The sequence below is a fragment of the Bacillus cereus group sp. MYBK245-2 genome (genome assembly GCF_051916145.1).
GTDB classification, from domain to species: Bacteria; Bacillota; Bacilli; order Bacillales; family Bacillaceae_G; genus Bacillus_A; species Bacillus_A pacificus.
The window spans coordinates 835,182-854,031 of the sequence record NZ_JBQAGB010000001.1 but is presented as its reverse complement, the minus strand read 5'-3'; the positions used below and the strand labels follow the sequence as shown (position 1 = coordinate 854,031).

The following is an 18,850-nucleotide window of genomic DNA, read 5'->3' as shown; positions in this document are numbered from 1 at the left end:
ATGGTATATAAAAATAAAGGGGGGATTACATGTACATTTATCATAATGGACTTATTATTCGTGAGGGAACGAATGGTGTACCTGCATATGCAATTAAAACTTTATTCGAAGATGCCGGTTGGAGCAATGATAATATCCCTTCTTGGCAAATTGAAAAATTCACGATAGCATTTGAAAATTCAACATGGGCATTCACAATTTGGGATGAAGAAGAGATGATTGCGATGGTTAGAGTCATTTCTGATGGAATCATGGTCGCCAACATAGTAAATTTAGTTGTGAAATGTGAATATAGAGGGAAGGGATTAGGTAAGAAACTTGTTGCTCTTTGTTTGCAAAAATTGCCACATGGTGACTGGTTTGCGCATACTTCTGCGAGTAATTTTGATTTTTATAGAAGTTGTGGTTTTGAGGTGAGAGAATTATCGAGAAATGGAACATGTGCGTACTATGGATACCAAGCTGCAAAAAGAGATGGGCATCGGTAAAGGAGCGAAAAGTAAGGAAATAGTACAGCTATAAGTATTTTTCGTTCTTTTTATAATAGAAAATGAATTGAGACTCATTTTATGATAAAATGAAAGAAAATTCTGTTTATTATTAGGGGGATAAAAATGAGTATAAAAGTTGGGGATGTATTTAAATATGAAAGAAGATTTACTGAGGAAGAGGTTTTTGAATTTGCAAATATTACAGGGGATAAAGGCAGGCATCATATGGAATATGATGAAAATGGACGTTTAATGGTTCATGGTTTATTGACTGCTAGTATTGGAACGAAAGTAGGCGAAGAATTACATTACATAGCAAGAGAATTAGTAAGTGAGTTTATTAGACCAGTTTTTACAGGAGATACGATCACTTGTGAATTAACTTTAACAAATATTGAACAAATGGAAGGATACAAAAAGGTTTCAATCGAGTCAGTTTATCGCAATCAACACGAAAAGACTGTACTAGTTGGGACAAGCTATGGAGTTATAAGAGGATAAAAAGAAGCCTGATTTACAGGCTTCTTTTTTGTTTAATAAACACGTTTTCGATTTTCTGCATGACTAGAGATGAGTAATAATGCAGTTTCTTCTCCTATATTACGAACGATATGAGGAACACATGCATTCCAGGAGAAAGAATCTCCTTCTTCTACAATTGCAACATCTTCTCCATGTTGAACTTCTAGTGTGCCGCGTAATACAAGGTGACATTCTTCTCCTTCATGGGCATTTGGTGTGTTTTCTTTCGGAAACCCAGCAGGAATTTCTACGAGATTTAGGCGAAGGCCACCTTGCTCTGCAACATGCTCAATTCTTTGTTCATCTTTTCCGTATACACTATATTTACGTTCTACCTTTTTGACAACTTTCAATCGATCTTTTTGTTCTAACAATAAATAGGGAAGAGGAACGTTTAAAAAATTGGAGATCGTTTCTAAAGTTGAGATAGATGGTGATGTTTTATTATTTTCAACCTGACTCATAAACCCTTTAGAAAGACCTGTTCCTTCACAAATTTGCGCGATTGTTATGCCTCTACGCTGACGAATTTCACGTATTGCAGAACCAATATTCATAAAATCAAGCTCCTTTTTATAAACAACTATTTGTATCATAGCAAAAAAAATATATATTTTCCCAGTGAAAATGAATTGACGAATAAAAAAAATTAGTGTATGTTTTGTAATGTAAATAAAAGTTTTGTATAAGAAAACTATAAAGGAGAGAAAGAAATGAATCAACATATTGGTAACTTAATTATTCGTATCGTGTTAGGGGTAACGTTCTTTATGCACGGTTTAACAAAATTCCAATCAGGGATTGACAATATTGCAGGGTGGTTCACAAGCATTGGTTTACCAGGAGGACTTGCATACGGTGTAGCAACAGTTGAATTAGTTGGCGGTCTATTATTAATTCTAGGTTTAGGTGTAAGATATATTGGATTATTATTTGCACTAGTTATGGTTGGAGCAATTGTAAAAGTAAAATGGTCAGCTGGTTTATTAGGAGATGGAAAAAATCCTGGCTTCGAATTAGAGCTTGCATTGTTAGCAATGGGTGCTTACTTATTTGTTGCGAAAGCGGATGGTTTTGTAGATAATTTCTTAAAAGAGAAAATGTCAAAGAAGAACTAATTTAAATGGGAGGCTAACAAGATGAGTTTTCAACTTCATCCCGATACAACACTTGATGTTGTTCATTTATATGTATCAAATATAAAGAAATCACTAGAGTTTTATACAGAAGTACTAAGTATGAAAGTACTAAAAGAAGATGAAATGGTCGTTACATTTGGGAATGAAAATAACGAACCACTCCTGATCATTGAAGAAAAGAAAGAAGCCTTACCGAAGCAAAGAGGGAGAACGGGTTTATATCATTACGCAATTTTATTACCGAGCAGACAGGATTTAGCGAATATCCTTCGTCATCTTGTAGAAATGGTATATCCACTGCACGGCGGAGCTGACCATTACTTTAGTGAGGCCCTTTATTTAGCTGATCCAGATGGAAACGGGATTGAAATTTATCATGATCGTCAAAAAGAAGTTTGGCGTGATGAGAATGGAGAGCTACCATTTGTTAGTAACCCGTTAGCTGGTGAAGAATTATTGCAGCAAGGAAGTACATGGAACGGATTTCCAGCTGGTACTGTGATGGGACATATTCATTTCCATGTAGCTGATTTGGAAGAAGCGAAACGTTTCTATGTGGATGGTCTTGGTTTTGAAGTAACGATCCCAGCTCGTAATGGGGCGCTCTTTGTATCGGCAGGTGGCTACCATCACCATATCGGTTTAAATACGTGGCAAGGTGAAGGAATACTACCGCAAATGCCAAATTCCGTTGGCTTGAAATATTTCACAATTGTATTAGCAAATGAAAAACAAAAAGAGCAAGTATGTGAAAGCTTAAAAAATATTGGCAAGATTGCTACGTACAAAGATGGAATATTACAAGTAGAGGATCCATTTGGACTTTGTATCCATTTCAAAATAAAAGGAGAAGCCTAATAAAGGCTTCTTCTTTTTACTTTCTTATAATGGCTTTTTCATTTTGGACAAATAGTTCATCAAATTGCTTCGCAAGCTCAAAATCGAGTTTCGTTAAACCTTTTGCATTCCAAGATGACAAAGTAATAATGACTGCTTTATACTGGATAAGGATAAATGGGTGGTGATTATGTTCTTCTGATAGTTTGGCGGCTTCAGAGACAAATTCGACTCCTTTTAAGTAGTCGGAAAACATATATTTTCTTTCAATCCATTTTTCATCTTTTACTACCCATTTATCTAACTTCAATAATTCCTCTTGAACTTCTTCTTCAGTTAATCGTAGCATCATTTTTCACATCCTTTACTGGAAGTAGCGTAAGACCATTGTTAATAAGACGTGTCACAGCTTCATCAGTTGTGAAAGTAGAAAGTTGTTGTAATAATGCTGCTGATGTTTCATGCCCTTTGTTATGCTCTAAAAGCAATTCTAATATTTCAAGGCGAAGTAACCATTCTTTCGGATACAATTTATTTAATACCTCTTGAATTGCTACTAATTGCTCGATATGCGCGTCGTGTAAAATACCTTCATTTCGAATGTCACGAACGGTTTGATACATACGTTCAAGTTCATTCAGTACAAGTGGAGCAGGTATTTTTTGAACTTCTTCATCCGTTGGGAAAAATGCTGCAGCATCTGCGGCACCTGGGAATACCGAAGTAATTGTTGAACCAACAGCCATATCAAATGCGCCCCATGAAGCATCAAATAAAACGCGGTCGTTATAAGTAACTGTGCAACTGATAAAGGAAATAAGCGCAATTTTTTTATCGTTTTTTACAATATCAGTCACTGTTCCTTTTACATGAATACCACTTGCAAAAGTAAACTCAGCAACATTTCCAATTGTAATTCCTAATGATTGTAATTGTTCATCTGTACAATTTTCTAGTGCAATATTTTCAGTGAGTAATCCAATTGGTGTTCCAAACCCGTCACTGTGTACAGACGTAGAATGATTCGCTAGCTGTTTATTGTGAATTGCTAATGCTGTTGGCGAACTCGTTCGCATGTAGATCAATTCACCTGCATCGTTTTCAATTGTCTCGGTAAATGTACCCGTAATTTGTAAGCCGCTATTTAATTCAGCAGTTGCATGATTTTCAGAGCGAATTGCTTTTTCTAATCCTTCTTTACCACCTGTTTTAAAGGCCATCGTTTCAGAGAATTTCTCAAGTGCTTCTGTTAATTCTTCAAATGATTCACAAACAAATAGTTGTGGTTGCATTTTTGTTACGTCATAAGTTGTACTTGTACATGCCTCTATAGAGAATGGAACCTTTTCTACAGCGTCTGTTAAGCAATGTTTGCTTTCGCCAACAGAAGAAAGGAGACCAGCACCATATATTTTTGGGGCATCTATATTTCCGATTAATCCATATTCTACTGTCCACCAGAAAAGACGTGAAATTTGTTCCGCTTCTGATAAGCCAGAAACTAACTTTTGTTTTTCAAGTACATTATTCTCAGCAGCTGTAACTTCATCAGGAGTAGAAGTAGGGCTTTCTTTTACAATTGTTAATGTACGAACAGCTTCGAATGCATCATGTTCTTCTTTTGTTGAGAAAGCTTTTGCACCAATTTGTCCAAATCGTTTCACATATTTTGCATATGTAGGATCAAGTAAAATAGGTGCGTGTCCTGCTGCTTCGTGTACAATATCTGGAGCTGGTGTATACTCGATATTCTCTACCTTGCGAATATCTGTTGCGATTGGTAATAATCCGTGTCCTTGAAAATCAAAGAAGGCTACGCCAGGAATAAGCCCGTCAATCGTTACAGCACCCCAGCCGCTTGGTGCTAAACACTCATTCATTTCTTCTACCTTTGGAATTGCATCTATATTAATACCAGATGATTGTAATCCGTTCACATAGGCTGGATGAGCAACGTCTTTTAAGAAACTATGATTTTGTCTCATAATGTAACGCCACACAGCGTGATTCACCGGTGTATATTGATCATAATGCTGTGTGGATACGAATGGTTTTAAATGCGATGGAATTTCTGTTTTCTTTGTCATTTAGACATCCTCCTTTTTTTAAATAAAATTAAGTATCTGTTTCGTATAGCTTGTATCACCCCCTTTCAAAATTGTAAGCGCTTATAAAATTTTATCATAAGATTCGGAATTATTTAACATTTGTTTCTGTGAGAAATAGAAAAAGCCCCTATCGGAAAATCCGATAGGGGCGAAAGAATCGCGGTACCACCCTATTTGTAAGTGAAAATATACTTACATCTCAATTAATGATAACGGAAAAACTCCGTCTTTTCCTTCATGCCTATAAGCACTACGAAAAAGAAGCTCCAGAATTGTAATTCATACTTATATATGTGCTAATTTCCACCGACCATTAGCTCTCTGTAACAGGGATATAAGATACTACTGCGATTCTTTCAACGCGTATATTATGAAATTATGTAAAAGGATGGACGCAAAAAAGTCCCTATCGGAAAATCCGATAGGGACGATAAAAATCGCGGTACCACCCTATTTGTAAACAAGTAATTGTTTACCACTCACTTTAAGATAACGGAAAGATCCGTCTTTCTCTTCATGCATAAAAAGCATTACGGGAAAGAAGCTCCAGAATTGTAATTCACGCTTGTATATGTACTGATTTGCACCAACCATCAGTTCTCTGAGACAGGGATATAAGTCGCTACTAGTATTCCTTCAAAGCCGATATATAATTCGTTCAACTAAACTATGTTTTGTATTATAAAACTATATTAAAAAAATTGTCAACAATAATTTTTTATTTCACATCTAAATCAACATTTAAATTAGATGTATTTCCAGCTGCATCAGTTGCTACAATATGAATTGTATTCTTTCCTTCTTGTAATTGACTACGATCGAAATAAATGCTGTAATTTTTCTCCCAAGGATTTAGGAACACACTTTCCCATACACCATTTCCGTTGATTTCATATTGCATTCTCACTGGAATACCAGGTGCTACCCAACCAGATTCTGTCATCCAATCTAGCAGGATATCATCCACTTTTCCTGTAATTACAAGGTTTTCTTGGTCAACTTCGTATGTTAACTTAGGTGCAGTTCGATCAAGAAATACAGCAGCTGTTTGTTTCGTTTCCCCACCAGAATTAGAGGCAACTGCTTCGATTTGGTATAGACCGTCAGCTAACGGAGTACCATCTGTTTTTGTACCATTCCATTTGAAAGGTTTGTATCCAGCTGTTTCATTTTTAGCTTGATGGATAATCCCTTGGTACGTTACATGTTCTTTTGTAACTAAATTTGCATGCAATGTTACATCATCCACAGGTGCAACTAAATAGTAGTTGATGAGATTATCGTCTAATATTTGGTCACCATTTGGACTAAAAGTAGAATTAATAATTTCGAGTCCATCTATACGTTTGTAATCTTTAGGATCGATACTAAATGTAAATGGAATGCGAGTTTCTTCATTCTTACCTTGTTCTTTTACATACACATTTCCAGTATATACACCTTGGGGTAGCGAACTATCGACAGTGATAGTAAATGGTTTTTCGGTACTACTATTCGGCTGTATGCTAATCGATGAAGGTACAGAAGTTTTTACTTTTGTTTTTGTGTTTGCATCTAGCAATTCCACACGAGTTGAAAAACTTTTCTTTTTACTAGATAGATTTTGTAACGTAATATTTTGCGTCAGTTTTACTTTACCACTGTTTGGCTTAATAAGACCGAAGCTCACATTGTTAGGTTTGACTAATACATCTGTTTGAGCTGCTTTCGGGATGTTAATTAAACCAGATCCTTGCGCCATGACAGGATATGTATTTTCATTTACATCTTTTAAAGTTTTTGCTGTATTGGCAAGAGATGCTTTCAATTGTTCTGGCGTCCAATCAGGGTGCATTTGACGTAATAAAGCAACAGCTCCAGCTACTTGAGGGGCAGCCATACTGGTTCCGTTGTGAGACTCATAGCCACCTCTAGGTACAGTACTCGTAATTTGTACTCCTGGTGCAACGATATCTGGTTTTATAAGCCAACTACCTTGTGATGGTCCTCTAGAACTAAAGTTACCAATTAATTCAGTTGGAACTGGTTGTCCAATTTTTATATTTTTCTTGCGTTTTGTAATTAAGTTTTTTAGCTCTTCACCATTTGCATTTGATAATTGCATAACTGGAAGAGCTAGATTTTCTCGTGCAAAGTATTCAGGCATAATATTGATTTCTTTTTCGTTAGAAATTAATAGTACACCAATTGCACCAGCTTGTTTCGCTTGTTCAGCTTTTACTAACGTACTTGAAGTACCTTGTAAAACAAGTGCAAACTTTCCTTTCATATCTTGTTTTGCATAATCGCTTGGATTACCATAGCCAACATATACAAGTGGAGAATCATTTCCTATTGGGAAATCCGATTTTGATAACGGTAACCCTTGATATGTTTTGGTAGAACCAGCTACTTGGAATGTTGGAAACGGGATAGAAACTGTAGATGCTCCAACTGATATAACACTACTTGCATTGGCAGGGGCATCAACAGACCACGGTTTTGGGCCATCATTTCCATTTGAAACGACTGCAGTAACCCCAAGCTTTGCTGCACGTTCTAACGTTAAAGTTACAGGTTGATCAGGTACATTTAAATCTTGTCCAAGAGACAGATTTAACACATCAGCACCATCTTGAATTGCTCGTTCAATACCTTGAATAATATCGTCTGTTGTACCAGTTCCACCGTCATTCATGACACGATAGGCTAAAATAGAAGCGTTTGGAGCAACGCCTTTAATTTTTCCATTACCAGCAATAATTCCTGCTACATGAGTACCATGTACGTTACCATCCATAGGATCATTATCTTCATCGACTGTGTCATATCCACCAATATAATTTGCTTTTAAGTCAGGATGTGTATAGTCTACGCCAGAATCGATAATTGCTACTTTCATCCCTTTTCCATCAAGAGGTTTGCCAGATGGGTCTTTTAAATTCCACGCTTCAGTTGCACCAATTGTCGGTCCGCCGATGTTTGGTGCTTCTTCATTAGTAGTACTTTTTGATGTTTCATGTAGTTTATATGTTAAGTTCGGATAGACTGCTTTTACTTCAGGTAAAGAAGCAAGAGCAGTAATTTGATCTCCAGGAACTGAAATAGAGAATCCGGAAAATAACGTATTATACACTTCTTTAATTTTTGCACCAGGTGCTTTTTCTTTTATTTTCTTAGTCGTATCTTCTTGTGCTTTTTTTAGCTCGGCATGATAAGACTGTGCATGATTACTTTGTAAATCTGGAGCATGCTGAATATTACCTTGTGCTGCGAGAGGTGCATGTTGCAATTCTACAATGACTGAAATTTCTTTTGCAGTTTTTGTTTCAACATTTTGCGCAATTTTATTTTCTCCCCACTGTTCAATCGTTGTTTTTAGTTGTGGACTAAATTGCTTCTCCTTTTGCAGTGATTCAGCATGTGCGCTTAAAGCTCCAAAACTGGAAAAGACGAGCGCCATACTTAATAGTGTAGATGTAGTTTTTTTCATTGAAACTCCCTCTAATAAAAGTGCTAATATTTAGAAAAATAATCTTGCAAATTTATCCGACTTTAATGGGCAGTAAGACCCCCACCTCAAAATGCAGCGAAAGCAAAGAAGTTAGGTGGGGGATCAACTGCCCATAAAAGTCCGATTGGTTCAACTAATAATCAGTGGGGGATGAAGAAAACCCCCACTGATTAAAGTTTCACTTTATCTCGAATTACATAATCGGATGTTAGCTAAACTATATTTTCGACATAATTCATACCAATCCTCTATGAATTTGAAATTTCTTGGGAAATTTTTTCTGATTATGTCGAATAGGTATTTTTTACATATTGTAGGTGGACATTGAGGAATGCTAGGAAGGAAATGGAGGGGTGTTATGAAAAAGGTTATAGTAAGTGCCATCGTAGTATTATTTATATTTTTAAGTTCAATTACTATTATTAAAGCAGAAAATAGTGGTGTGAAAATTGCTTTAGTTCGTCATCATGACCTTTGGATTAAAATTGATGGAAAGGAAAAACAAATAACAAAAGGTGAATACATAATAGGGCCGAAATGGTCTCATGATGGAGAATGGATTGCCTATGTTAAAGGGAAGAAACAAAACACCTTGGAATTGTACCGACTGGAAGATGGAAAAAAAGTTAGGCCATTGCAATCTGAAGTATCAAATTATCAATGGTCACCGAAAGAGAATACAATTGCATTTGTATTTGCGAATACGTTAAATACGTTTGATGTTCAAAAAAAGAATGTGGATTTTGAAAATGTATCGGCAGGTGTAGGAGATTATGCATGGTATCCTGATGGAAAGAAGTTTTTTGTATCCTCTGAAGCACACTTACTTCCAACAGGATGGACAGGAGCACAGCTATATGAAGTGCAAAAAGATGCCCATATGAACCCTCATAAAATGAAACATTTGTATGCATTGCCAAATGAACATGATGATTTCCTAGCGCTAGTTGCAAGTGGCTTTAAGTGGTCACCAGATCAAAAGTGGATTTCATTTTTAGCGGTACCGACAGCTTCATGGTCAGCTGATAGTAATACGCTTTGCTTAGTTCGTGCAGATGGCAGTCGGTTTGAAAAAGTAGATCAAATGTTATTAAACGCACAATGGTTTCAATGGTCACCATCAAAAAATATATTAGCTTATATTGAAGGGAGCGGAAGAGTTGCGTTAGAGAATAAACATTTAAAAGTAAAAGAACTGCCGGCACTTCAGCAAAATATTTTTACGCCGAAAGGATATGTCGATTGGGATTTTGCATGGAAGAACGATAACATAATTATCGTCTCTCGAGCAAAAGAGGGAGGATTTGAAACATTGCCAGAAAAAAGGCCACTACCATCTTTATATGAGGTTGATAGTACAAGCAATGTACAGCATCGAATCACAAAGCCACCTCATAAGCAGGGTGATTATCATCCAATCTTTATGAAGAAGAGCAATCAATTAATATGGATACGTTCAGACCGTAAGAAAGCAGATGTATGGCTTGCTCATAGAGATGGAAAGCATGAAATGAAGTGGATTGAAAATATAGATGTACCAGAGTGGTATTATGAGAAATGGAATTGGGGAAATGTCATCTCGGTAAAAGAAGAATAAAAAATGTGCCTAAAAGATCATTTTAGGCACGTTTTTTTATTATTATTTATGTGTTTTATTTGGCTTTTTTTTCGCTGGGTTGCCGTTTCCCTGACGCTTTCTGTTCTGTTCATCTTTTGCTTGTTTTTCATGCAGTGTATCTAAAAAATCATTCGAGTTACTCATTTTTATATCGCTCCTTTCATTTCGTCCTAATTACTATAACCATTTAGGAGGATAATCATGAGATGAAAGTTAAGCACTTAGTTTTCTTCGATAGTATACGTAAAATATGCCATACGTAATAAATAGCATAAATAAAATTTGTAACTCTACATTTTCTTTTAAAATAGTTGCGATAGAAGATGGTAAGTAAGGTGATGTATCGCTCGTTCCTACACCTAACCATTTGTTTAAGAGGTTAATGGTACAAAACATAAAAACACCGGACCAGCTTGCAATAATTGCTTTCTGTTTAATTTTTGTTTCCCGTTCATCATCTGTAATCCAAGGATTAGCAGTTTTATCACTGCTGAAAAATCCGTTTATATATCCCCATATAATCATGCCAATTAAGATGGTTATCCATTTCATATGTATGCTTCTCCTCTCCCCTGTAAAAAGTATTTTACATATACAATTGTAATGTTTTCCAATTCGATATGTCAAATGTTTTTTACATATCAGTTTTGTATATAGCAGGAATAAAGGATCAGATAGGGAAGAAATATGTGAGAGAATTTCATAGTGAGAGGAGGATGGGCATGAAACTCGTCTTTGTTCGGCACGGTGAAGGAGAACATACAAAAGATTTGCCGGCAAGTTTACAAATATTGAATCCATCATTAACAGATGAGGGAAGGAATCAAGCTAAATTACTTCAATGCAATGTACCCTTGCAAGAAACGGATATATTAATCGCTAGCCCTGCACTTAGAACTTTGCAAACGGCGGCGATATGGAGTGAGAAGGTAGCTTGTCAAAAAATTGTCCATCCATATGTATCCCCGCGTATTTTTCCTTATCGAGAAGGAGCGAAAACATTACCATGCGATCACATAGTAGATCAGGGAATAATAACAAATTTATTTCCACATTTTTCGATAGAGAAAAACACAAATCAGCAGTTATGGACGGAAGGTATAAATACTATTTCAGAACATAGCTTTCAGCAAATAGTAGATGAATTTCTTCTTTTATGTTATGAGCTCGGTGCGGAAAGAGTTTGCATTGTATCTCACGACGGGACAATTACAGCATATAGGCAATATTTACAGAAGGTCGTGTTAACTAGATCTGATTTTTTGCAAGAAACGGGTATATATGAAATGGATGTATCCCTTAAAAGTTGGATTGAGGAGATCTAATGATAGGATGGAGGGTGTATGTTGAATGTTGCACTAGTAGTTGGCTTTAATTCGGATTTAGAGGCGCAATCAATCAGAGCATCACTTGAATATTTTGGGGCGAAAGTTATAACGTACTGGATCGGTAGACCGAAAGAGTTCGTCGATATTCTTTCTGGAAACGGTTTATATAATGATATCGATTATGTTGTCTTTTGCTTCCATGGTGAGGAAGGAAAATTTGTCATGGAAGAGTTAGGTGAAGATATATATGAACAAGATGAACCGCAGGGATACTTTGGTGCAGCAGAAATTTATAAATATGCAAAATTGCATAATGTAAATATTGTAAATAGTGGGTGTACGTTAGGGGAGCGAAAATTAGCAGAATGTTTCTTACGTAGTGGCGCAAAATCGTATATTGGATCAATAGATTATGTAGATGGGAATGCAGCACTTATGTTTACAATACGCTTATTTTACGGGCTTATTAACCATGAAAAAACGTTAGGAGAGGCTTTTGAAGAAGCACGGTTAATTGATAAAGAGACACATACATTTCAATTATATAAGTAGTGTGAAACACGTTTATTCTATATTCGAATAAACGTGTTTCACATTTAACTCACATTTTTTTACATTTTCTTCAATGAAAACCATTATCACTTATGGTATGATATGTTCAAGTTTTTACAGGTAATAAAAGTTACTATATAAACGTTAGTTTTTGATGTTTCATACACATGTCACGAATTATTCATAATTAACATTTTAAAAATAAGTAACTAATGTTATTATATTATCTGTAACTAACTTAATTACAACTTTAGGAGGAAGATATGGTTATTCAATTTTTAAGAGAAAACAAAGCAGTTTCTTTTGTGTTAGCGGTAATTCGAGTGTATCTTGGTTACACATGGTTAATGGCTGGAATCGGTAAACTACAAGGAAAAGGATTCGATGCAACTGGTTATTTACAAGGTGCAATTGAAAAATCTAAAGGAGCACAACCGGCTGTTCAATCTTGGTGGGCATCATTTTTACAAGATTTCGCAATTCCAAACGTTGATCTATTTAATACACTTGTAACGTGGGGAGAAATTTTAGTCGGAATTGGTTTAATTGTAGGCTGTTTAACAAAAACAGCGGTCTTTTTCGGTCTTGTAATGAACTTTTCCTATATGTTTAGTGGGTCAATTGGTGTGAATCCTGAAATGGTTATTTTATCAATGTTCGTTCTAGTTTCTGGTATGAATGCTGGTAAATTTGGAATAGATGGTTTCGTTATTCCGAAAGTATTAGGTTCAAAAACTCAAAAACGCCAAAAGCAAGCTGCTTAATATATGAAAGCGGGTATCTCAAAATGAGATACCCGCTTATTTTTCAGCTATTATAGGGTTTTTGTCAAAGAAGTCTTTCACATACCCTACAAACTCCTGTGGTTCCTGACGAAATGGTGCGTGATAACCTTTTTCGATAATATGGAAAGTACTATTTTTTAAAAATTGATGATACGTTTCTCCCTCTTCCCAAGAAACGCTACTATCATTTCTTCCCCATATAATTAAGGTTGGCTGTTTTATTTCATCTGCATTAATTTGAAGACGTCTCGGCCATAATTTCATTTTATTGTAATGCTCTTCATCATTACGTTTAAATTTCACTTTGCTCTCATCATAATCTGTAATAGCAGAAACGGTATTTAAATCAGTCGACAACTGTGGTCTTGGTGATCCTTGTTTATTAACGAGTGTATGAGGACCGCCTGTAGCATCAGTTAAAATAAGGTGGGTAACGGCTTCTGGATATAAATATGTTAAATTAAGAGAAATTTCTCCGCCCATTGAGTGGCCCAGTATTGCAAACGAATCGTAACCTAGTTTTTTCATTAATTTATAATACAAATTTGCATGGGTTGGGAAAGAATAATAAAAATCCATCGGCTTAGATGAGCGTCCGAAGCCTAAAGCATCTACAGAAATAATTGTATGATTTTTTGCTAAGTCTGAGTAAATCTTTTGAAAACCATCTGATGATCCTCCAAATCCATGGATCATAAGTAAAGGTGGTTTTTCATTACCAATCTTTTTGAAGTAAATGGTTTGACCATCTATTTCTATCATTTTTTCCTCGGTAGCTAGTTTTGCTGTAAGTGTATTTTTAACTTGTTTTACTTGTTCTACTGGTTTTTCTGCTGCACTACATCCTACTAATAGTGTAAGAGTAAGACAACCTACCATAAAGTAGCTAAATCGCCTCAATTAGGTGTCCCCTTTCTAACATAACGCTGTATCTATCATAGCAAATAGCATATTACGATTTCCAGGAAGTTGGCTACCATTTTTGATCATAAGAGGTGAAAGGAGCGTTTCTTGGAAATTTTCTGTTTGAAGCAATTTGCGAAATGAAAATTGTGAATGTGGGACATCAAGCCTTACTGTGCCATTCCAACATTCACATATCTTTTGTAGTAATTGAATAGCATCTTCTTCTCGTTTGGCGATAAGTGGATTGATACATAATATATTACCTTTTTGTATGCATAAGGAAAAAGCTTCTATACAGTTATGTCTCTCAATTTTAAAAGAGTGACTTGTTCTTGGTAATAGTAATGAATACAGTAAAGAACGATCGGCACCAGTTGTACTTTGATCGAGAGAAATAAGCGATATAATGTCTTTTTCTTTTACTTGTTGCGTATGAGTAATATGTGTTTTAGTAGTTTGTTTCTCAAAACGATGAATCGTCGTTACTGTTTGAAATCCGCATGATGTATAAAGAGGCTCGCCAGCTTTTGTTGCAATAAGTGCAATTGGTTGTTTTGGGTGAGTGTGTGCTAAGCAATGATTTAGCAATGTTCGCCCGATGCCCTGGCCTTGAAAATCAGGATGGACGATTAACATGCCAATAGTAGAAAAACTATCTTTAAAAGGAAATACTCCTCCAGTTGCAATCAGCTTATTGTCATGCATATAACCGATAAGTGTGCCAAGAGAAAAGTACATTTCAAATTGTTTTTTCATAAATGTTTTCTCTTGTAACCATCCAACAGCTTTACAAAGGTCGAGTAGATCGAAAATAAAAGATTCATCTAGCTGTATTGTTTTCATAAATGCTCACCACATTTCTATTAATTTTTATAAAAGTAGATTGAAAATGTTAAAGTAAGAGATTTACGTTAAATGAAATCCAACTTGTTTATATTTTGATTGTAAAGAGGAAGATGATTGATATGAACAGACAAACTTATACAAATTATAACTGATATTTACATAAGTTAACAAAAAATTTACATATAACTAATTTTGTCTTAATAGTCTTCTATTAAATTTGATAGTGGGAAATGAATAACCTAATTAGGGGGACAATACAGTGAAAAAGTTTGTGAAAAAAGCATGGCCATTTGCAGTTGTGGCGTCGTTAGCAGTTACTTCGGTGGCAACATGGAATTTTACACGTTCTAGTGAAGTGAATGCAGATGAGAGCGGAAGCAATGCAAAGATTAAAAATGTTATTGTGTTAATTGGAGATGGTATGGGCCCTTCATATATGACGGCTCATCGTTATATGAAAGATAATCCAAAAACATTCGAGATGGAATCTACAGAGTTTGATAAGCATCTTGTAGGAACACAAAAGACATATCCGGAAGATGAACATGAAAATATCACAGACTCTGCCTCAGCAGCAACAGCTATGTCAGCAGGAATTAAGACATATAATGCGGCAATTGCAGTTGATAATGATAAAGCAGAAGTGAAAACTGTCCTTGAACAAGCGAAAGAGCAAGGGAAATCAACGGGACTCGTTGCTACTTCTGAAATTACACATGCAACACCAGCTGCTTTCGGTGCGCATGACATTAGTCGTAAAAATATGGACGCAATTGCAAATGATTATTTTGATGAGAAAATTAAAGGGAAGCATAAAGTAGACGTTATGCTTGGTGGTGGTGTAAATAACTTTGTTAGAAAAGATCGTAATCTTACAGAAGAGTTTAAGAAATCTGGTTATAGCTATGTAACAGATCGTAATCAATTGTTAAATGATAAAAATGATCAAATTCTAGGTTTATTTGCGCCAGGCGGTTTAGATAAAATGATTGACCGTACTGATAAAACACCTTCATTAGAAGAAATGACAAATGCAGCAATTGAGCGTTTAAACAAAAATAAAAAAGGTTTCTTCTTAATGGTTGAAGGAAGTCAAATTGACTGGGCAGGACACGATAATGATATCGTTGGCGCAATGAGTGAAATGGAAGACTTTGAAAAGGCATTTAAAGCAGCGATCGAGTTTGCGAAAAAAGATAAAAATACGTTAGTCGTTGCAACGGCAGACCACTCTACAGGTGGATTATCTTTAGGTGTGAATGGTGAGTATAACTTTAAAGTAGAGCCAATTAAAGCTGCAAAACGTACACCAGACTTCATGGCAAACGAGATTGCAAAAGGTGCAAACGTAGAAGAAACATTGAAAAAGTATATTGATTTACAATTAACACCGGAAGAAATTAAAGCGGTAAATGATATAGCTCCTTCAAAAGATGTAACGAAGATTGATAATGCGATTGAAGATATTTTCAATAAGCGTTCGTTTACTGGATGGACAACAGGTGGACATACAGGTGAAGATGTAAACGTATATGCATTTGGCCCTGGTAAATACTTGTTCTCTGGCGTTCAAGAGAATACAAATATCGCTAAGCGTGTCTTTGATATTGTTGGCGGTGGCGACCCGAATAAAGGAAGACGCTAATTATAAACGAAAGTGAGGCGAAATGCCTCACTTTTCTTTTTAGGAGATGGGAAGATGAGAGCTTTTTTCAGAGGGATAGTATCCTTTCTAATAGGTGTATTATTGCTAGTTGGATGTCAATCCAAAGAGAATCAGATAGAACAAAAAGCTACTACTACAAAAGATGAAGAAAAGGTACAAATAACGAAAGGAGAAGAGAAAACGATTCAAGGTGTGATAGAGAAATTTGTACGGACGACAAATGAAAAAAATCTTACTGAACATATGGAGTTATTTTCAAAGAACATGCCTAGTGCTGAAGACTTAAAAACGCAAAAAGAAGCAGCTTTTCAAAAGGGAAATAAAAAAATTGAATTGGAACATATAGACATAAAAGCTAGTAAAGCAGGATATGTTGTTGTTGAAACAAAAGAAAAGGAAACAGATGGAGAGGTCACACTTCAGAAGAAAGTACAGTATGCACTTGGAAAAGAAGAGGATGGCTGGAAAATTGAAGAGGTTCGCACGATAGAGAAGAAATAAAGTGAAACTTTCCGTAAATAGCGCAAAAAAGGTTCTCATTGACGAGAACCTTTTTTTATAGTGGTAACATAATTTGATCTGAGCATGCCTCGATATCATCAATATCTTGGCGAATGGTTGCCATTTTATTATCAAGATCTTCAGCTTTCATTGCGGCATCATGTAGTTCATCTTTTAAATACTCAGGTATTTTCCCTTCATATTTATAATAAAGTTTATGTTCTAAACTTGCCCAAAAGTCCATTGCGAGCGTACGTAATTGAATTTCTGCAAAGACTTCTTTTGTACCAGAATTCAGTGATAAAGGATATTTAATAATCATGTGTAAACTTTTATATCCATTTTGTTTTGGATTAGCGATATAATCTTTTATCTCTATGATTTCCATATCTTCACGCTTTTGAATGACTTCTTTTAAATGATAGATATCTTCTACGAAGCAACATGTAATACGAATGCCGATGATGTCTTGTAAATGCGTTTGCGCATTTTCAACTGTCGGTAATAAATTTTTACGTTCAAGCTTTTTAATAATACTTTCAGGTTGTTTTAATCTTGTTTTTATATGTTCAAACGGGTTGTAATCCTCTAAAAATTGGGCTTCCCGGTTCATAATTTCAAATTTAGTTTTTAACTCTTCTAAAGCAAATGTATATGGTAGTACAAAAGCTTTCCAGTAGTTAACTGTTGATTGATTATATTCCATTTCTATACACACCTTTTTCCTATTTACAAGTGAGGTTGTTATTATACTAAACACCAAATCATGTAGGCGCAAGCAGCAAATGATGAGATCATAAAACGATATTTAGTTTTCATACTTTCAACTCCTTTCAAGTGAAATTCTATATAAATAAACGTGATTGTTAATAAGTTCACTATGTACAATTTCTATAGTAATAGATTCGTGTGAATTTCGTATGAACTAATTGTTTCAGATTTTTGTCTTTTTTTGCAATTGACAAATAGAATGAAGTTATATAATATTTAAATCGTAATCATTACGTTTTAGTTTGCGATCTTTAAAAGAAAGGAGAATTACATATGCGTGTAAATATTACATTAGCTTGTACAGAGTGCGGTGATCGTAATTATATTTCTAAAAAAAATAAACGAAACAATCCAGAGCGCATCGAACTAAAAAAATATTGTCCACGATTAAAGCGAGTAACGTTACATCGTGAAACGAAGTAGAAGACTAGAGATATCTCTAGTCTTTTTTCGTTTATCCCGCTATTTGCCGGACAGTAAGACTCTTACCTCAAAATTCAGCGAAAGCAAAGAAGGTAGGTGGGGGTCTTACTGCCCGTAAAAGCCCGATTGGTGAGGGCTGATTAAAGTTTCACTTTATATTTCTTTTGTTTGTTATAATTACCTTAAATTGTAATAAAGGGAGCGGTATGATGAATCAAAAAGATAAAGAAAGAAAAGAGCAAGTGGCTCATATTATTGACATTCCAGATGATTATAGGCTTGTTGTAGATGATCAAGAAGGTGTGGATGACCCATATCATCTATTATGGTGGGAACATAAAGAGGATGGGGAGAGAACAATACAGATTACGTTGAATAGACATACTGGTAATTTAATTGACTTTAGGATAGAGGATGAAAAAGATTTTTCGAACGGTAAGGAAGCGATAGAAGAGAATAAAGCAAGAGAGGTTGCAAATACATTCTTAAAAAAATATACAAAAGAAGGATATGAATTTTATACATATGTAACTGTTAAGGATGATTGGCGCGGTTGGAAAGAAGTAAATTATATGCAAGAAGTGAATGGCTATCCATTGCCGAATACGGGGTGTGTTGTGCTAGTACATCCATTAGGTGATGTGATGCATTTTCATTATAATGGACAAAAAGCTATCGAGAAAAAACCGTTATGGCCAAGTGATATTGTTGAGGAGAACGTCGTCTTAGAAAATTTGAAGGCTAGACAAGATATGAGACTTGTATTTGTAGATTTAACACACTCCTCATGTGAGTATGAAAATGGAGAAGAAGTAAAAGGGTACCACCTTGTATATGAACCAGATCCTAGCCATGCGAGTTCAT

The 18,850-nt window shown here is 35.4% G+C and carries 20 protein-coding genes, 1 pseudogene and 2 other annotated features; of the genes and pseudogenes, 12 read left to right on the top strand and 9 right to left on the bottom strand.

Translation table 11 applies throughout. From position 1 onward, the window contains the following. Positions 1 to 29: 29 nt before the first annotated feature. Together ACTFRN_RS04500 and ACTFRN_RS04495 are read left to right on the top strand one after the other, a co-directional pair. On the top strand, positions 30 to 488 hold the full coding sequence (locus ACTFRN_RS04500; RefSeq protein ID WP_000276115.1) for a GNAT family N-acetyltransferase: 459 nt from the start codon (positions 30 to 32) through the stop codon (positions 486 to 488). A gap of 126 nt (positions 489 to 614) precedes the next feature. Further along, the gene (locus tag ACTFRN_RS04495) at positions 615 to 992 is read left to right on the top strand and encodes a MaoC/PaaZ C-terminal domain-containing protein (RefSeq protein WP_000025009.1); all 378 of its coding nucleotides are present in this window, start codon (positions 615 to 617) and stop codon (positions 990 to 992) included. A 32-nt stretch (positions 993 to 1,024) separates the two neighbouring features. Here the strand turns inward: ACTFRN_RS04495 and ACTFRN_RS04490 are convergent, their stop codons facing one another. Continuing rightward, a complete protein-coding gene (locus ACTFRN_RS04490; RefSeq protein WP_014893504.1) occupies positions 1,025 to 1,570 on the bottom strand; it encodes a helix-turn-helix domain-containing protein in 546 nt (181 codons plus the stop codon). Between the two features lie 156 nt (positions 1,571 to 1,726). Between ACTFRN_RS04490 and ACTFRN_RS04485 the strand changes: the two genes are divergently transcribed. Further along, the gene (locus tag ACTFRN_RS04485; RefSeq protein ID WP_001071557.1) at positions 1,727 to 2,131 is read left to right on the top strand and encodes a DoxX family protein; all 405 of its coding nucleotides are present in this window, start codon (positions 1,727 to 1,729) and stop codon (positions 2,129 to 2,131) included. A gap of 21 nt (positions 2,132 to 2,152) precedes the next feature. Beyond that, positions 2,153 to 3,010, top strand: a complete 858-nt coding sequence (locus ACTFRN_RS04480) for a VOC family protein (protein WP_000009826.1) — start codon at positions 2,153 to 2,155, stop codon at positions 3,008 to 3,010. 16 nt (positions 3,011 to 3,026) lie between these two features. On the opposite strand, the gene ACTFRN_RS04475 is transcribed toward ACTFRN_RS04480, so the two are convergent. The 3 genes from ACTFRN_RS04475 to ACTFRN_RS04465 form a co-directional block, all read right to left on the bottom strand. Next, positions 3,027 to 3,341 (bottom strand): 4a-hydroxytetrahydrobiopterin dehydratase, encoded by a 315-nt coding sequence (locus tag ACTFRN_RS04475; RefSeq protein ID WP_000979541.1) that lies wholly within the window; start codon positions 3,339 to 3,341, stop codon positions 3,027 to 3,029. After that, the gene (locus tag ACTFRN_RS04470; RefSeq protein ID WP_000163202.1) at positions 3,322 to 5,076 is read right to left on the bottom strand and encodes an aromatic amino acid hydroxylase; all 1,755 of its coding nucleotides are present in this window, start codon (positions 5,074 to 5,076) and stop codon (positions 3,322 to 3,324) included. The genes ACTFRN_RS04475 and ACTFRN_RS04470 overlap by 20 nt, the downstream gene beginning before the upstream one ends. A gap of 162 nt (positions 5,077 to 5,238) precedes the next feature. After that, positions 5,239 to 5,466 (bottom strand) — a binding site (T-box leader). Positions 5,467 to 5,517: 51 nt separating this feature from the next. Next, positions 5,518 to 5,746, bottom strand: a binding site (T-box leader). Between the two features lie 69 nt (positions 5,747 to 5,815). Next, on the bottom strand, positions 5,816 to 8,569 hold the full coding sequence (locus ACTFRN_RS04465) for a S8 family serine peptidase (protein ID WP_074567754.1): 2,754 nt from the start codon (positions 8,567 to 8,569) through the stop codon (positions 5,816 to 5,818). A 379-nt stretch (positions 8,570 to 8,948) separates the two neighbouring features. Between ACTFRN_RS04465 and ACTFRN_RS04460 the strand changes: the two genes are divergently transcribed. After that, positions 8,949 to 10,187, top strand: coding sequence for an eIF2A-related protein (locus ACTFRN_RS04460; RefSeq protein WP_088106416.1), 1,239 nt, complete (start codon positions 8,949 to 8,951; stop codon positions 10,185 to 10,187). 42 nt (positions 10,188 to 10,229) lie between these two features. On the opposite strand, the gene ACTFRN_RS04455 is transcribed toward ACTFRN_RS04460, so the two are convergent. Together ACTFRN_RS04455 and ACTFRN_RS04450 are read right to left on the bottom strand one after the other, a co-directional pair. Then, positions 10,230 to 10,352, bottom strand: a complete 123-nt coding sequence (locus ACTFRN_RS04455) for a DUF4023 domain-containing protein (RefSeq protein WP_000071861.1) — start codon at positions 10,350 to 10,352, stop codon at positions 10,230 to 10,232. A 69-nt stretch (positions 10,353 to 10,421) separates the two neighbouring features. Further along, positions 10,422 to 10,760, bottom strand: a complete 339-nt coding sequence (locus ACTFRN_RS04450) for a phosphoglycerate mutase (RefSeq protein WP_074567753.1) — start codon at positions 10,758 to 10,760, stop codon at positions 10,422 to 10,424. Between the two features lie 68 nt (positions 10,761 to 10,828). Here ACTFRN_RS04450 and ACTFRN_RS04445 point away from each other — a divergent pair, with 68 nt between their 5' ends. The 3 genes from ACTFRN_RS04445 (at position 10,829) to ACTFRN_RS04435 (ending at position 12,852) form a co-directional block, all read left to right on the top strand. Further along, positions 10,829 to 11,533 (top strand): histidine phosphatase family protein, encoded by a 705-nt coding sequence (locus ACTFRN_RS04445; protein ID WP_124878171.1) that lies wholly within the window; start codon positions 10,829 to 10,831, stop codon positions 11,531 to 11,533. A gap of 18 nt (positions 11,534 to 11,551) precedes the next feature. Beyond that, positions 11,552 to 12,088, top strand: a complete 537-nt coding sequence (locus ACTFRN_RS04440; protein WP_074567751.1) for a delta-aminolevulinic acid dehydratase — start codon at positions 11,552 to 11,554, stop codon at positions 12,086 to 12,088. 263 nt (positions 12,089 to 12,351) lie between these two features. Beyond that, the gene (locus ACTFRN_RS04435; protein WP_000236600.1) at positions 12,352 to 12,852 is read left to right on the top strand and encodes a DoxX family protein; all 501 of its coding nucleotides are present in this window, start codon (positions 12,352 to 12,354) and stop codon (positions 12,850 to 12,852) included. 36 nt (positions 12,853 to 12,888) lie between these two features. Here the strand turns inward: ACTFRN_RS04435 and ACTFRN_RS04430 are convergent, their stop codons facing one another. Then, entirely contained in the window at positions 12,889 to 13,773 is an 885-nt protein-coding gene (locus ACTFRN_RS04430) for an alpha/beta fold hydrolase (RefSeq protein WP_014893506.1), read from the bottom strand. Positions 13,774 to 13,788: 15 nt separating this feature from the next. Then, positions 13,789 to 14,622: a GNAT family N-acetyltransferase gene (locus ACTFRN_RS04425; protein ID WP_000849425.1), complete on the bottom strand. Its 834-nt coding sequence runs from the start codon at positions 14,620 to 14,622 to the stop codon at positions 13,789 to 13,791. A gap of 262 nt (positions 14,623 to 14,884) precedes the next feature. Here ACTFRN_RS04425 and ACTFRN_RS04420 point away from each other — a divergent pair, with 262 nt between their 5' ends. Continuing rightward, positions 14,885 to 16,270 (top strand): alkaline phosphatase, encoded by a 1,386-nt coding sequence (locus ACTFRN_RS04420; RefSeq protein WP_000714924.1) that lies wholly within the window; start codon positions 14,885 to 14,887, stop codon positions 16,268 to 16,270. 54 nt (positions 16,271 to 16,324) lie between these two features. After that, entirely contained in the window at positions 16,325 to 16,792 is a 468-nt protein-coding gene (locus ACTFRN_RS04415; protein WP_001201022.1) for a hypothetical protein, read from the top strand. Positions 16,793 to 16,847: 55 nt separating this feature from the next. Here ACTFRN_RS04415 and ACTFRN_RS04410 read toward each other — a convergent pair whose 3' ends face one another. Further along, entirely contained in the window at positions 16,848 to 17,498 is a 651-nt protein-coding gene (locus ACTFRN_RS04410) for a GTP pyrophosphokinase (RefSeq protein WP_000456211.1), read from the bottom strand. Between the two features lie 338 nt (positions 17,499 to 17,836). Between ACTFRN_RS04410 and rpmG the strand changes: the two genes are divergently transcribed. Next, entirely contained in the window at positions 17,837 to 17,986 is a 150-nt protein-coding gene (gene rpmG, locus ACTFRN_RS04405) for a 50S ribosomal protein L33 (RefSeq protein WP_001265617.1), read from the top strand. 209 nt (positions 17,987 to 18,195) lie between these two features. After that, positions 18,196 to 18,843 (top strand): annotated as a pseudogene (locus ACTFRN_RS04400) (YcdB/YcdC domain-containing protein); the annotation flags it as partial. Between the last annotated feature and the right edge of the window lie 7 nt (positions 18,844 to 18,850).

Coding starts and splice junctions, on each gene's coding strand:
- ACTFRN_RS04500 (WP_000276115.1), top strand. CDS start 30: ATGTACATTTATCATAATGGACTTATTATTCGTGAGGGAACGAATGGT.
- ACTFRN_RS04495 (WP_000025009.1), top strand. CDS start 615: ATGAGTATAAAAGTTGGGGATGTATTTAAATATGAAAGAAGATTTACT.
- ACTFRN_RS04490 (WP_014893504.1), bottom strand. CDS start 1,570: ATGAATATTGGTTCTGCAATACGTGAAATTCGTCAGCGTAGAGGCATA.
- ACTFRN_RS04485 (WP_001071557.1), top strand. CDS start 1,727: ATGAATCAACATATTGGTAACTTAATTATTCGTATCGTGTTAGGGGTA.
- ACTFRN_RS04480 (WP_000009826.1), top strand. CDS start 2,153: ATGAGTTTTCAACTTCATCCCGATACAACACTTGATGTTGTTCATTTA.
- ACTFRN_RS04475 (WP_000979541.1), bottom strand. CDS start 3,341: ATGATGCTACGATTAACTGAAGAAGAAGTTCAAGAGGAATTATTGAAG.
- ACTFRN_RS04470 (WP_000163202.1), bottom strand. CDS start 5,076: ATGACAAAGAAAACAGAAATTCCATCGCATTTAAAACCATTCGTATCC.
- ACTFRN_RS04465 (WP_074567754.1), bottom strand. CDS start 8,569: ATGAAAAAAACTACATCTACACTATTAAGTATGGCGCTCGTCTTTTCC.
- ACTFRN_RS04460 (WP_088106416.1), top strand. CDS start 8,949: ATGAAAAAGGTTATAGTAAGTGCCATCGTAGTATTATTTATATTTTTA.
- ACTFRN_RS04455 (WP_000071861.1), bottom strand. CDS start 10,352: ATGAGTAACTCGAATGATTTTTTAGATACACTGCATGAAAAACAAGCA.
- ACTFRN_RS04450 (WP_074567753.1), bottom strand. CDS start 10,760: ATGAAATGGATAACCATCTTAATTGGCATGATTATATGGGGATATATA.
- ACTFRN_RS04445 (WP_124878171.1), top strand. CDS start 10,829: ATGTCAAATGTTTTTTACATATCAGTTTTGTATATAGCAGGAATAAAG.
- ACTFRN_RS04440 (WP_074567751.1), top strand. CDS start 11,552: ATGTTGAATGTTGCACTAGTAGTTGGCTTTAATTCGGATTTAGAGGCG.
- ACTFRN_RS04435 (WP_000236600.1), top strand. CDS start 12,352: ATGGTTATTCAATTTTTAAGAGAAAACAAAGCAGTTTCTTTTGTGTTA.
- ACTFRN_RS04425 (WP_000849425.1), bottom strand. CDS start 14,622: ATGAAAACAATACAGCTAGATGAATCTTTTATTTTCGATCTACTCGAC.
- ACTFRN_RS04415 (WP_001201022.1), top strand. CDS start 16,325: ATGAGAGCTTTTTTCAGAGGGATAGTATCCTTTCTAATAGGTGTATTA.
- ACTFRN_RS04410 (WP_000456211.1), bottom strand. CDS start 17,498: ATGGAATATAATCAATCAACAGTTAACTACTGGAAAGCTTTTGTACTA.
- rpmG (WP_001265617.1), top strand. CDS start 17,837: ATGCGTGTAAATATTACATTAGCTTGTACAGAGTGCGGTGATCGTAAT.